The organism is Paraburkholderia sp. MPAMCS5 (assembly GCF_036016995.1).
GTDB lineage: Bacteria > Pseudomonadota > Gammaproteobacteria > Burkholderiales > Burkholderiaceae > Paraburkholderia.
Window position 1 is genome coordinate 43,732 of the sequence record NZ_JAYXBK010000006.1, and the last position, 13,001, is coordinate 56,732.

The following is a 13,001-nucleotide window of genomic DNA, read 5'->3' on the forward strand; positions in this document are numbered from 1 at the left end:
CACCGTGCAAAAACAAAATGCCTGTATCAGCGGAACTGACACAGGCATCTTGCTGAACGACTGGCCGATTACTTACGCAGACCCAGCTTCTCGATCAGTGCACGGTAACGATCCGCGTCCTTACCCTTCAGGTAGTCGAGCAGCTTACGGCGGCGGCTCACCATGCGCAGCAGGCCGCGGCGGCTGTGGTGGTCTTTCGCGTGTGCCTTGAAGTGAACGGTCAGTTCGTTGATGCGGGTCGTAAGCAGCGCGACCTGAACTTCGGGGGAGCCGGTGTCGTTGGCTGCGCGTGCGAATTGCGCGACGACTTCAGACTTCTTGCTTGTATCAACTGCGGACATGTCGATTTCCTTGAGAACTAGACAGGCGGTCACGGAAGAAAGGCCGTGCCGTGGATTACCCGTGCGAAACAGCGCCAGATAGCTCTTACAGACAGCCAGCACCGCAACGGGACGCGTATTGTAGCACAGCGCGACTGTGCCGCGAGGCCCGCCGTGCCGGGCACGAAAGCGGCCCGGCAAGAACCGGCGCGGGCCCGCTGCGTCCGCACGCGCACCCGCGACGGCCCATCAGGGCCGCTTCATCTTGCAGACGGTCGGCGGGAGCGTGCGCTCCGCCGGCAACGCCAGCACCGTCCGAAAGCCGAAGCCCGAGCCCTCGTTATCGAAACGCACGCCGCGCGTGTCGGCCTTGTCCATTTCCATCACGTATAGAGGCTGGATCAATTGATGGTCGTCCGCCCGCATCCACGACGCATGAAAGCCGTTGTCGAAGCGGATGCCTTCCAGCGCCCGGGCCACCGTCGTCGGATCGGCGCTCCTCGCGCGGTTCATCGCCGCGGCGAGCGTCTCGATCATCAGCGACATGCGCAGGACCGGATAGTCGTCCTGGGCAGCCGGGAAACGGGCGCGAAAGGCCTGGTACCAGGCGTCGGAAGCCGCGCCGCCCGCGTTCGGATGCCAGTCGGCCACGGCGATCACGTGCCCGACGCCGGCTTCGCCCAGCGCAGCCGGCGCGCCGAGACTGTTGCCGTAAAACGTGTAGAACTTGGTGTCGAGGCCCTGCTCGCGCGCCGCCTTCACGAGCAGCGTGAGGTCGTTGCCCCAGTTGCCGGTGATCACGGCATCGGCGCCGCTCGCGCGAATTTTGGCGATGTACGGCGCAAAGTCCTTCACGCGGCCAATCGGATGAAACTCGTCGCCGACCACCGCGATATCCGGCCGCTTCGCGGCAAGCGCCGAGCGCGCGAGGCTGCTGACGTCATGTCCGAAGCTGTAGTCCTGATTCAGCAGATAGACCTTCTTGACCGCCTTGTCGCGTTCGATGACGTCGGCGAGCGCGTCCATGCGCATGCCGGCATGCGCGTCGAAGCGGAAGTGCCAGAAGCTGCAGTTGGCGTTCGTCAGCGCGGGGTCGTCGGCGGAATAGTTGAGGAACAGTTCGCGGTTGCCCGGCTCGCGGCTGTTCTGCTTCTCGATCGCGCCGATGAGCGCCGCCGCGACGGCCGAGCCGTTACCTTGCAAGATGTAGCCGATGTGGCGGTCGGCGGCCGCGCGCAACTGCGTGAGTGCTTCTTCGGTGCCGCCCTTGCTGTCGAGCACGACGAGTTCCAGCGGATGCGCGCCGTCGGCGAGCTTCACGCCGCCGCGCGCGTTGACCTGCTCCAACCCGAAGCGCAGATTGCGCTCCACCGCCGCGCCCGCGTTCGCGAACGGACCCGACATGCCTTCGATCAGCGCCAACTGGATCGGCGCGCCGGCCGGTTTCGCCGCCGTTTCAGCGGCGTCGGCGAGGTCGGGCGCTACGGACGCCAGCGCCGCCAGCGTCGTAGAAAGGGCCGCCAGAACCGCGCTCGCCATGCTTTGCCACTTTGCCATCGTCCGTACCTGCGTGAGTCGTGAAAGCGCGGATCATAGGGCTTGCGAGACGGAATAGGCAAGCCGCGAAAACCGTTATCGTGTTGGGTGGCCCGGCCGCGCACGGCGCAAATCTTTTACCCCGGCACGTGTCAAAATAATCAGTCTCGATCATAAAAACCGCTACTCAAGAGCCATCGGAGGAATTCATGCTGAACCGCCATCACTTCAAGGCGGCCTTGGCCGGTGCGCCGGCCGCCGCGCGCCTGCGCCGCGCCGCGCTGACCTGCCTGAGCGTGCTCGCGCTCGCGGGCTGCGTGCAGCCCTGGCAGCAATATCAGGCGGGCGCGGACGAATCGACCATCGTCGCGCGCCTCGGGCCGCCGCGCGAAAGCTACGATTTGCCGAACGGCGGCAAGCGGCTGATGTGGCCCACGCAGCCGATGGGCGAAACCACGACCGCCGCCGACATCGACGCTTCCGGCAAGATCGTCAACGTGCGCCAAGTGTTGCAGCCGAACGAGTTTTATCGCGCGGAAATCGGCAAGTGGGTGAAGGGCGATGTGCTGGTGAACTTCGGCCGGCCCGTCGAGACGTCCTATTTTCCGTTGATGAAGCGCGAGGTGTGGACCTATCGCTACCTCGAAGACAACGTCTGGTACATGATGTACAGCTTTTATTTCGACGATCAGGGCGTGTTGCGCCTCACGCAGAAAACGCCGGACCCGCTGCACGATCCCGATCGCCGGGACATGTTCTAGGCAACACTGGCATTTAATACGCATCAATCCAGAAAGCCGCCTTTCGAGGCGGCTTTTTTATTTATTGCGCGTGACGACGAATTTTATTTCGCACACGAGCGGCTGCTCGATGCGCTGCGCCGCGCCTGAATAAGGCGCTGGAAACTGCGGCGCGCGGAAAAGAAGCGTCGCAATAAAAAAGCCCCGCGCCGTTCAAGGCGCGGGGCTTCGTCACATGAGACTTACTCCGAACGCTGTGGATTCAGCTTGTCGGCGTTCGAATACAGCTTGTTGAGCGCGGAGATATACGCCTTCGCCGACGCCGCGACGATATCCGGATCGGTGCCCACGCCATTCACGATGCGCCCGCTCTTCGAGAGCCGCACCGTCACTTCGCCTTGCGCCTGCGTGCCGGTGGTGATCGCGTTCACCGAGTACAGCAGCAACTCCGAGCCGCTGCCCACTTCCGTTTCGATGGCGTTGAGGGTGGCATCCACGGGACCGTTGCCACGCGCTTCGCCGGTGATTTCCTTGCCTTCCACCGAGAAGACGATTTTCGCGTGCGGCTGCTCGCCCGTCTCCGAATGCTGCGACAGCGACAGGAATTTGTAGTGCTCCTTTTCCTGCGCTTCCGCCGATTCCTCGGTGACGATCGCGATGATGTCCTCGTCGAAAATTTCCGCCTTGCGGTCGGCCAGTTCCTTGAAGCGCGCGAACGCGGTGTTCAGTTCCGCCTCGCTGTCGAGCGCAATACCCAATTCCTGCAGACGCTGCTTGAACGCATTGCGGCCCGACAGTTTGCCGAGCACGATCTTGTTCGCGCTCCAGCCCACGTCTTCGGCACGCATGATCTCGTACGTGTCGCGCGCCTTCAGCACGCCGTCCTGGTGAATGCCGGACGCGTGCGCGAAGGCGTTTGCGCCGACCACGGCTTTATTCGGCTGCACGACGAAGCCGGTGATTTGCGACACGAGCTTGGAAGCCGGCACGATCTGCGTGGTGTCGAGCCCCACTTCGAGGCCGAAATAATCCTTGCGGGTCTTCACGGCCATCACGATTTCTTCGAGCGACGTATTGCCCGCACGCTCACCGAGCCCGTTGATCGTGCACTCGACCTGGCGCGCGCCGCCGATCTGCACGCCCGCGAGCGAGTTCGCCACCGCCATGCCGAGGTCGTTATGGCAATGCACGGAGAACACCGCCTTATGCGAGTTGGGCACGCGCTCCCGCAGCGTCTTGACCAGATTGCCATAGAGTTCCGGCACGCCGTAGCCGACCGTGTCCGCGATATTGATGGTGGTCGCGCCCTCGGCGATCACCGCTTCGAGCACGCGACACAGGAAGTCCATGTCCGAGCGGCTGCCGTCTTCCGGCGAGAATTCGACGTCGTCGGTGAATTTGCGCGCGAAACGCACCGCGAGCTTTGCTTGCTCGAACACCTGGTCCGGCGTCATGCGCAACTTCTTCTCCATGTGCAGCGGCGACGTCGCGATGAAGGTGTGAATGCGGAAACGCCCGGCGGGCTTGAGCGCGTCGGCCGCGCGCTGAATATCCTTGTCGTTCGCGCGGGCAAGCGAACAGATCGTGCTGTCCTTGATCAGCCCCGCGATCGTGTGAATCGCATCGAAGTCGCCGTTCGAGCTTGCCGCGAAGCCCGCTTCGATCACGTCGACTTTCATCCGCTCGAGTTGCTTGGCGATGCGGATTTTCTCTTCCTTCGTCATCGACGCGCCGGGCGATTGCTCGCCGTCACGCAGCGTGGTGTCGAATATGATCAGTTTGTCGGACATGTCGGGGCTCCTGCAGAGTCGTTCAATGATGGGAAATCGGATATTGGAATGAATGTGCCGCCGCGCTGGGCGCCGCATGTACAACCGCATGCTTAACCGCATGTACAACAGATAGCGGCCCGGCGCGCGGACAAGCGCAGACAAGCACGGACAAGCGCAGACAATGCGGACTGGGACACAACCGGTAAGCGCGCCGCTGGGCGCGACCGAGGCGCCCGCCTGGGCGAGATTCGTGTTTCGGCTCGCGCGTTTTTACTTCGTGCCGATGTGGGTGCCGATGTTCGTGTCCGCTCCAGCTCGCCGCCCCGCTGACAGTCGCCATAGCGGCTGAAAAAAGCAACGCGGAGCCAGTCATCCAACGACTATAGCGGCATTCCCGCCGCCGTGCAATTAGCGCCAGACCTGCATCCAGCCTGCCGTGCAGCCCTGTCGCGACGACCTGGCAACCGGCATCGCACAACGAAAATCGGCGGCCCGAAGGCCGCCGATTTCATCCAATACAAGGTGTGCCGTGGCGAATGCGCGGCGCGCGCACTCGCTTGCCCATTTACCTGTCGTGCGCCACCGAGCGAGCCGGATTCGCCCTGCCCCGCACGGCCTGGTAACCCCAGAACACATAGCCGGACAAACCGTACAGCACGAACAGACCAAACAGCATGAGCGGCGGATCGGACGACACCAGCACGAACGCCACCACGACGAGCAGAATCACGCCGAACGGCACGCGATGCCGCACGTCGAGCGCCTTGCCGCTGTAGAACGGCGCGTTCGACACCATGGTCACGCCCGCGTAGATAGTCAGCACGAAAGCGACCCACGGCAGCCAGACGAGCTTGAGCGGCACACGGTTGTCGGTGGCGAGCCACACGAAGCCGGCGATCAGCGCCGCGGCCGCCGGACTCGGCATGCCCTGGAAAAAACGCTTATCGACCACGCCGATGTTCGTGTTGAAACGCGCGAGGCGCAACGCCGCGCCCGAACAGTAGACGAACGCCGCGAGCCAGCCCCAGCGGCCGAGGTCCTTCAGAATCCACTCGTACATGACAAGCGCCGGCGCGACGCCGAACGACACCATGTCGGAAAGACTGTCGAACTGCTCGCCGAATGCGCTTTGGGTATGCGTCATACGGGCGACGCGGCCGTCCATGCCGTCGAGCACCATCGCCACGAAGATCGCGATGGCCGCGATTTCGAAGCGCACGTTCATTGCCTGCACGACGGCAAAAAAGCCGCAGAACAGCGCCGCCGTGGTGAAAGAGTTCGGCAGCAGATAAATGCCGCGCTTTCTCAGGAATTGCTGACGCTGGGCGCGCCGGCTGTCCACGGCCGGTGACTCCGCCACGATCGGCTTGTTGCGGCGAAACGGCCGCGGCAGCGGTCCACTGGTGCGCGGTCGGCGCGGTTTGAATGCGGCCATTCGGACAACCTCCTTGGTGCCGCTGCTTTACAGTTCAGCGAGGATCGTGGACGACGCCGACACCTTCTCGCCGATCGACACGCGGGGGCGGCTGCCCACCGGGAGATACACGTCGACGCGCGAACCGAAGCGGATAAAGCCATAGCGCTGACCACGCGTAAGCGGCTCGCCTGCACGCACATAGCAAAGAATGCGCCGCGCGATCAAACCGGCGATCTGCACGGAGGTCACCGTCTGGCCGCCGGCCATTTCGATCACCACCGCATTGCGTTCGTTTTCGAGCGAAGCCTTGTCCACCGCGGCATTCAGATACGCGCCGGGGAAGTATTCGACCTTGGAGATCGCGCCATCCACAGGCGAGCGTTGCGAGTGGACGTTGAAGACGTTCATGAACACGCTGATTTTCAGCGCTTCACGATTCGCGTACGGATCGTGCGCGGTTTCCACGGCGACGATGCGGCCGTCGGCCGGGCACAGCACGGCGTTCGCCTGCGTCGGAATCGGGCGCGCCGGATCGCGGAAGAACTGCACGACGAAGATCAGGATCAGCCAGAAGATCCAAGCAAAGCCGAACCCCGCGAAGGCGTGAACCAGAAGTGCAATGACGGCCGCGATGGCGATGAACGGCCAGCCTTCTCGCGCGATGATCGGATGTGGGTAATTCATGGATGGCTTCAGTGTTTTTGGAGGGTAGCCCCCCTTCCTTGCGGAAGAAGGGCCCCCTAAGAACCGTACGTGCGAGTTTCCCCGCATACGGCTCAAATCTACAAACAAAGCCCAGTCTTAGGACCGAGCCGGCTTAGTTACCGCAATTTTACCTGCGTGCACCTGCTGATGGCAGTGCGGGTGAAGCAGAACCCTGTTCGATAGAGCGTCCGTACCACCATGCATCCGATATTCCAGATGATGGTCATGCCAGCCGGTCTCCTTTGTCAGGGCACAGCCACAATGCGAGCAAAGCCCGTCTTGCGACATATACAGCGAGACCCATTGCTTCCGATAACGCATCGAGTGTTCCATGCGCGCCTGTCGCAACTGTTCGCCGTACTGCTCCCACTCAGGATCAAAGGGATTGAATGCGCCCTTGACCTTTCTGTGTCGCTTAATCTCCGTACCGCTGAGCTGGTACAGGCTAAGCAACCCCTTACTCCCGTCGTCACGAGCTACAGGAACAGCAAACACCCAGTTTCGATTACCCTCCGAGTGGAAATATTTCTTTTTCACCCAGTCAGCATTCTTGTTCAGGTGTCGCCTCTTCGACCACCGCCAGAGTCTTCGGAAAATTAAAGACTCCATGCGGCTGTATGCCTCTTTGGCGACCACGGGGCTGTGATATTGCGCCCAGCCTCGTAGCATAGGGTTCAGCAGTCGAATCAGATTCTCCTGCTTCACCGTCTTGTGACCGCTGATCGTATCCGCCACCTTGCGATAGAACGTTTGCACGTTTTTCTTGCTCGGCTTGATGAGCAAAATCCCCGAATACTTGCGGAAATTCCACCCAAGGAAATCGAAGCCCGAGTCGATGTGCGTGATGCGCGTTTTCTCTTCGGACAGTTGCAGACCTCGAACGGCAAGGAATGCTTCCACCCAAGGCCGAACTTCCTGCTCCAGCAACTCTTGCGAGTCACCGGTGATCACGAAGTCGTCCGCGTACCGCACTACATTGACCTTAAGCTTGTTGGCTTTTGCGATCCCATACTTCGCACTGAGGTGCGCCAGCAGTTCTCGCTCCAGCCCGTTCAACGTCACATTCGCCAGCGTCGGAGAAATGATCCCTCCTTGCGGCGTACCGGCCTCTGTCGCCTGAAGCTGCCCTTTGTAAATCAGGCCAGCTTTCAGCCATTTCCGGAGGATTTCCCTGTCCATCAGAACATGAGTCTCCAACCAGTCGTGTCTAATGTGATCGAAGCATCCCTTGATGTCCGCCTCCAGCACCCAGCGGGCTGAGCCCTTCTGGGACATGGCGACGAATATCTGCGACATAGCATCAGCCGTCGAGCGGTTTGTCCGGAACCCATAAGAGTTCGGGTCACTCGTCGATTCTGACACCGGCTCCAGAGCCAGCAGATACAAGGCTTGCATCGCCCTGTCCCGCATGGTCGGAATGCCCAGCGGGCGCTCCTTTCCATTGGCTTTGGGGATAAAGACTCTCCGTAAAGGCAGAGGCTTATAACCACGCCGCTTCAACCTGCCGACAGCAAGCCATCGGCTCTCAGGCGAGTCCCAAAGTTCGCGATCGACTCCAGCCGTTCGCGCACCCTGATTCTGCGTAACACGTCGTACCGCATACAGCTTCGCGGACAACGTGCGGGTCAGCATCCTTTGCAGAGCTCTCCCTCTGCGCCAATTGCCTTCCCGCGTCGCCTTCGCAATTCGAATCTGCATCCCTCTCACGTTCCGTTCAACCCGACGCCAATCTACGGCGTACCAATTGTCCGGCGCGTGGGAAAGCGCAGATCCATCCTTTCGGACAGATACTCTCATGCTGCTCTCCTACTCGAAGAAGTGAATCCCGAGCAGAGAACAGATCGCCCCTTGCGGGAGCGATCTGCTCCCGCAAGGGGGTAAAAACATATGCTGATGGTCCAGAAGCCCAACAGCAATCATCTTCCAGCTAAAGGGTTAGTCAGCCATCTTGCGACGGTAGACCAGACGGAAGTCTGCTCGCTTTCGCGTGAGGTAATGTCTCAACCCCTATCCGATCCATTACAGACCGGCATTCGCGTTCTCCGTCATCCCATACCTGCACAATCAACAGCGTCCCTCACGGTTCGCCTGCCAGTCAAACTACAACCGGCAACCATACAGGCTTACCACGTTCCCGGCATGTCACACGACTGACTTAGGTTCTGCCTATTCCCCGGCGGTCCGAAGACGACGTAACCCGAATTTACAGCGGGTTATCCGACCGCACACCTATTTGGTTGATGCCTGTCAGCAGCTTTGGCACCGTCCTACTTACGAGGTTTATCAGCAGTTCACTTGCATTAACCGTATCAGCCAGCCTAGCGCCTCAACCCCTTTTGCTGCTCGGAGTCTCTGAATGAATACCTCGCGGCATTCACGCACCCATTACTTCTGGAGGCTACATTGTCAGAAGAGCTTCACACCCCACCGTTGCCAGTGACGCATGTCTTCGTAGGCTACTGCTGGTCGTACAGCAGGTTCACTTCACACGCCATACCGCGGACGTGCCCGAACAATGACACACCGAGCTTGCGCTCGTACTTGCAGCGATCCGCGCCCTGAGGCTCGGGAGATACATACAACAATCCGCTTTGTTAGCGGAATTGAAGCCGCTAACTCGGCGGAACCTGACGGTAATCAGGTCAATGCAAATGCGGGCGTCGATACGAGTATCGGACCCGCCTACGGCAGCGATTCCAGGCAACTTCACCCAGTCTCGCTTCGCTACACAGGGGTGGCCACAAGGTGCCACCAAATGGGACGGCTTTCGCCGTCCAGTCGATGCGACGCGTGTCGCACGTAAAACCGTAGGATAGCAAAAGCCGCCCGGGGTTCAGCACCCTCGGGCGGCTTTTTGCATGACCGGCGCACACGTCGATGCGCCTCGCCGGTCAAAAGCTAAAACGAACAATGCGAAGAGAACGGATCAAACGGACTTCTTAGTTCTTCGACTGGTCGACGAGCTTGTTCTTCGCGATCCACGGCATCATGGCGCGCAGCTTCGCACCGACCTGTTCGATCTGGTGCTCGGCCGTCAGGCGGCGGCGCGACTGGAGCGTCGGCGCGCCAGCCTTGTTTTCGATGATGAAGCTCTTTGCGTACTCGCCCGTCTGAATGTCGGTCAGCACGGCCTTCATCGCCTTCTTCGTCTCGGCCGTCACGATACGCGGACCCGTCACGTATTCGCCGTATTCGGCGTTGTTCGAGATCGAGTAGTTCATGTTCGCGATGCCGCCTTCGTAGATCAGGTCGACGATCAGCTTCAGTTCGTGCAGGCATTCGAAGTACGCCATTTCCGGCGCGTAGCCCGCTTCCACCAGCGTTTCGAAGCCGGCCTTGATCAGGTCGACGGTGCCGCCGCACAGAACAGCCTGTTCGCCGAACAGGTCGGTTTCCGTTTCTTCGCGGAAGTTCGTTTCGATGATGCCGGCACGGCCGCCGCCGTTCGCCGCAGCGTACGACAGAGCGATGTCACGCGCCGCGCCCGACTTGTCCTGCGCAACCGCGATCAGATGCGGCACGCCGCCACCTTGCGAGTAGGTGCCGCGAACCGTGTGGCCCGGCGCCTTCGGCGCGATCATGATGACGTCCAGATCCGCGCGCGGGATCACCTGGCCGTAGTGCACGTTGAAGCCGTGCGCGAAGGCGAGCGCCGCGCCCTGCTTCGCGTTGGCGTGCACTTCCTTTGCGTACACCTCAGCGATCTGCTCGTCCGGCAGCAGCATCATGACGACGTCCGCGCCCTTCACGGCTTCCGCCACTTCCTTGACCTGCAGGCCGGCGTTCTCAGCCTTGCTCCACGATGCGCCGCCCTTGCGCAGACCGACCGTGACCTTCACGCCGCTTTCGCTGAGGTTCAGCGCGTGCGCATGACCTTGCGAGCCATAGCCGATGATGGTGACCTGCTTGCCCTTGATGAGGGAGAGATCGGCGTCCTTGTCGTAGAAAACTTTCATGTCGGTTCCTTGGCTAATTTCGAATGATTCAGAGAGATTCAGATACTGCGAATGCTGTGTTGCAAGACCGGATAACGAAGTGCGTGAGGCGCTACCCGGCCCGATCGAAACGCTGCGCGCTACACCTTCAGAATGCGCTCGCCGCGGCCGATGCCCGAACTGCCCGTGCGGACCGTTTCGAGAATGGCCGTGGAATCGAGCCCTTCGATGAAGGCGTCCAGCTTGTCGGCCGCGCCCGTCAGTTCGATCGTGTAGGTCTTTTCGGTGACGTCGATGATGCGGCCGCGGAAAATATCCGACATCCGCTTCATCTCCTCACGTTCCTTGCCGACCGCCCTCACCTTGATCAACATCAGCTCGCGCTCGATGTGGGCGCCCTCGGTAAGGTCGACCACTTTTACCACCTCGATCAGGCGGTTCAGATGCTTCGTGATCTGTTCGATCACGTCGTCCGAGCCAATGGAGACGATGGTCATGCGCGACAGCGAACGGTCTTCGGTCGGAGCCACCGTCAAGGTTTCAATGTTATAGCCGCGTGCCGAGAAGAGACCGACCACGCGTGATAACGCGCCCGGTTCGTTTTCCAGCAGGACTGAAATGATGTGTCTCATGTTTCGCTTTTCCAGATGTTTTGTCGATGTCCGCGAGCGGTGCGGCGCCGCTTCGTTTGCCCGCGCCTTTTTTGAAGGCGTGCAAGGCGAAGCCGACGCTGGGTTCACGCAAATGAACCCCAACGCACCGCCGTTATAGATCTTCCGAACCCATGAGCATCTCGGTGATGCCCTTGCCGGCCTGAACCATCGGCCAGACGTTTTCGGTCGGATCGGTCTGGAAATCGAGAAACACGGTGCGATCTTTCAGGCGCAGCGCTTCCTTCAACGCCGGCTCGACATCGGCGGTGCGTTCGATACGCATGCCCACGTGGCCGTACGCTTCGGCGAGCTTCACGAAATCGGGCAGCGCATCCATGTACGAATGCGAATAGCGCTTGCTGTATTCGATCTGCTGCCACTGGCGCACCATGCCCAGATAGCGGTTGTTGAGCGAAATGATCTTCACCGGCGTGTCGTACTGCTTGCAGGTCGACAACTCCTGGATGCACATCTGGATCGAGCCTTCGCCCGTGATGCACAGCACGTCGTCGTCCGGGTGCGCCATCTTCACGCCCATCGCCGCCGGCAGACCGAAGCCCATCGTGCCGAGGCCACCGGAGTTGATCCAGCGGCGCGGCTTGTTGAAGCGATAGAACTGCGCCGCCCACATCTGGTGCTGGCCGACGTCGGAACACACGAAGGCATTGCCGTCGGTCAGTTCCCACGCCTTTTCCACCACGTACTGCGGCTTGATGATGTCGCTCTTGCGGTCGAATTTCAGGCAGTCTTTCGCGCGCCAGGCTTCGATGTCTTTCCACCAGTCGGCGAGCGCCGCGGTGTCCGGGCCATGCTCGGCCGTTTGCAACTGCTCGATCAGCTCCTTCAGCACTTCCTTCACGTCGCCGACAATAGGAATGTCGACCTTGACGCGCTTGGAAATGGAGGAAGGATCGATGTCGATGTGAATGATCTTGCGCGGGCGCGAAGCGAAGTGACCCGGATCACCGATCACGCGGTCGTCGAAACGCGCGCCAATCGCGATCAGCACGTCACAGTGCTGCATCGCCATGTTGGCTTCGTACGTGCCGTGCATGCCGAGCATGCCGAGGAATTTCTTGTCGCTCGCGCGATACCCGCCCAGCCCCATCAGCGTGTTGGTGATGGGATAGCCGAGCAGATCGGCAAACTGGTTCAGCTCACGCGATGCGTCCGCGAGAATGATGCCGCCGCCGGTGTAGATGTACGGACGCTTCGCCGACAGCAGCAGCGACACCGCCTTGCGGATCTGGCCCGAGTGGCCCTTCGTGACCGGATTGTACGAGCGCAGCGTGACGCTCCTGACCGGCTCGTATTGGCACGGCGCCTTCGACACGTCTTTCGGAATGTCGATCAGGACCGGGCCGGGACGGCCGGTACGGGCAATGTAAAAGGCTTTTTTGACGGTGGCGGCGAGATCGCGCACGTCCTTCACGAGGAAGTTGTGCTTCACGCAGGGACGCGTGATGCCGACCGTGTCGCACTCCTGGAACGCGTCCTGGCCGATCGCGGCAGTCGGCACCTGGCCGCTGATCACGACCATCGGGATCGAATCCATGTAGGCGGTGGCAATGCCGGTCACCGCATTGGTGACGCCGGGGCCGGAGGTCACGAGACACACGCCGACCTTGCCGGTGGAACGCGCGTACGCGTCGGCGGCGTGAACCGCGGCCTGCTCGTGGCGCACGAGGACGTGCTCGAACTTGTCCTGCTTGTACAGCTCGTCGTAAATGTAGAGTACCGAGCCGCCGGGATAACCCCAGATGAACTCGACGTCTTCGTCGGCCAGTGCCTTCATGAGCACGGTGGCGCCGATAGAGTCAGCTTCGTGTTGGGGAGTGGTATCCGACGTGGAGAATTCCGCGCTGGGCATATTCATTCAATTCACCTTTCGAATTTTCGGCAAAAAATTGATCGGGTGCTCTC

General features: G+C 60.9%; 10 protein-coding genes. 1 reads left to right on the forward strand and 9 read right to left on the reverse strand.

Going from position 1 to position 13,001, the window contains the following annotated elements; genetic code table 11:
• Positions 1 to 68 precede the first annotated feature (68 nt).
• Both rpsO and VOM14_RS15355 read right to left on the reverse strand, forming a co-directional pair.
• A complete protein-coding gene (gene rpsO / locus VOM14_RS15350; protein ID WP_006048211.1) occupies positions 69 to 341 on the reverse strand; it encodes a 30S ribosomal protein S15 in 273 nt (90 codons plus the stop codon).
• A gap of 228 nt (positions 342 to 569) precedes the next feature.
• Positions 570 to 1,877 carry a branched-chain amino acid ABC transporter substrate-binding protein gene (locus VOM14_RS15355; protein ID WP_327629572.1) on the reverse strand — a complete coding sequence of 436 codons (1,308 nt, stop codon included), beginning with the start codon at positions 1,875 to 1,877 and terminating at the stop codon, positions 570 to 572.
• Between the two features lie 188 nt (positions 1,878 to 2,065).
• Between VOM14_RS15355 and VOM14_RS15360 the strand changes: the two genes are divergently transcribed.
• Entirely contained in the window at positions 2,066 to 2,617 is a 552-nt protein-coding gene (locus VOM14_RS15360; RefSeq protein WP_327629573.1) for a hypothetical protein, read from the forward strand.
• Between the two features lie 221 nt (positions 2,618 to 2,838).
• On the opposite strand, the gene VOM14_RS15365 is transcribed toward VOM14_RS15360, so the two are convergent.
• From VOM14_RS15365 to VOM14_RS15395, 7 genes are all read right to left on the reverse strand, one after another.
• Complete coding sequence (locus VOM14_RS15365) at positions 2,839 to 4,386, reverse strand: 2-isopropylmalate synthase (RefSeq protein WP_327629574.1); 1,548 nt, start codon at positions 4,384 to 4,386, stop codon at positions 2,839 to 2,841.
• 547 nt (positions 4,387 to 4,933) lie between these two features.
• Positions 4,934 to 5,803, reverse strand: a complete 870-nt coding sequence (gene pssA / locus VOM14_RS15370) for a CDP-diacylglycerol--serine O-phosphatidyltransferase (protein WP_327629575.1) — start codon at positions 5,801 to 5,803, stop codon at positions 4,934 to 4,936.
• 27 nt (positions 5,804 to 5,830) lie between these two features.
• Entirely contained in the window at positions 5,831 to 6,469 is a 639-nt protein-coding gene (locus VOM14_RS15375; RefSeq protein ID WP_327629576.1) for a phosphatidylserine decarboxylase, read from the reverse strand.
• Between the two features lie 117 nt (positions 6,470 to 6,586).
• A complete protein-coding gene (gene ltrA, locus VOM14_RS15380; protein WP_327629577.1) occupies positions 6,587 to 8,287 on the reverse strand; it encodes a group II intron reverse transcriptase/maturase in 1,701 nt (566 codons plus the stop codon).
• Between the two features lie 1,142 nt (positions 8,288 to 9,429).
• Positions 9,430 to 10,446, reverse strand: coding sequence for a ketol-acid reductoisomerase (ilvC, locus tag VOM14_RS15385; protein WP_327629578.1), 1,017 nt, complete (start codon positions 10,444 to 10,446; stop codon positions 9,430 to 9,432).
• Positions 10,447 to 10,565: 119 nt separating this feature from the next.
• Positions 10,566 to 11,057: an acetolactate synthase small subunit gene (gene ilvN, locus VOM14_RS15390; protein ID WP_042327505.1), complete on the reverse strand. Its 492-nt coding sequence runs from the start codon at positions 11,055 to 11,057 to the stop codon at positions 10,566 to 10,568.
• Between the two features lie 133 nt (positions 11,058 to 11,190).
• Positions 11,191 to 12,954: an acetolactate synthase 3 catalytic subunit gene (locus VOM14_RS15395; RefSeq protein WP_327629579.1), complete on the reverse strand. Its 1,764-nt coding sequence runs from the start codon at positions 12,952 to 12,954 to the stop codon at positions 11,191 to 11,193.
• Positions 12,955 to 13,001: the final 47 nt, after the last annotated feature.

Bases quoted from the DNA above. Each gene is read 5' to 3' on its own strand.
- VOM14_RS15375 (WP_327629576.1), bottom strand. From the start codon at position 6,469: ATGAATTACCCACATCCGATCATCGCGCGAGAAGGCTGGCCGTTCATC.
- ilvC (WP_327629578.1), bottom strand. From the start codon at position 10,446: ATGAAAGTTTTCTACGACAAGGACGCCGATCTCTCCCTCATCAAGGGC.
- ilvN (WP_042327505.1), bottom strand. From the start codon at position 11,057: ATGAGACACATCATTTCAGTCCTGCTGGAAAACGAACCGGGCGCGTTA.
- VOM14_RS15360 (WP_327629573.1), top strand. From the start codon at position 2,066: ATGCTGAACCGCCATCACTTCAAGGCGGCCTTGGCCGGTGCGCCGGCC.
- VOM14_RS15365 (WP_327629574.1), bottom strand. From the start codon at position 4,386: ATGTCCGACAAACTGATCATATTCGACACCACGCTGCGTGACGGCGAG.
- rpsO (WP_006048211.1), bottom strand. From the start codon at position 341: ATGTCCGCAGTTGATACAAGCAAGAAGTCTGAAGTCGTCGCGCAATTC.
- VOM14_RS15355 (WP_327629572.1), bottom strand. From the start codon at position 1,877: ATGGCAAAGTGGCAAAGCATGGCGAGCGCGGTTCTGGCGGCCCTTTCT.
- ltrA (WP_327629577.1), bottom strand. From the start codon at position 8,287: ATGAGAGTATCTGTCCGAAAGGATGGATCTGCGCTTTCCCACGCGCCG.
- VOM14_RS15395 (WP_327629579.1), bottom strand. From the start codon at position 12,954: ATGAATATGCCCAGCGCGGAATTCTCCACGTCGGATACCACTCCCCAA.
- pssA (WP_327629575.1), bottom strand. From the start codon at position 5,803: ATGGCCGCATTCAAACCGCGCCGACCGCGCACCAGTGGACCGCTGCCG.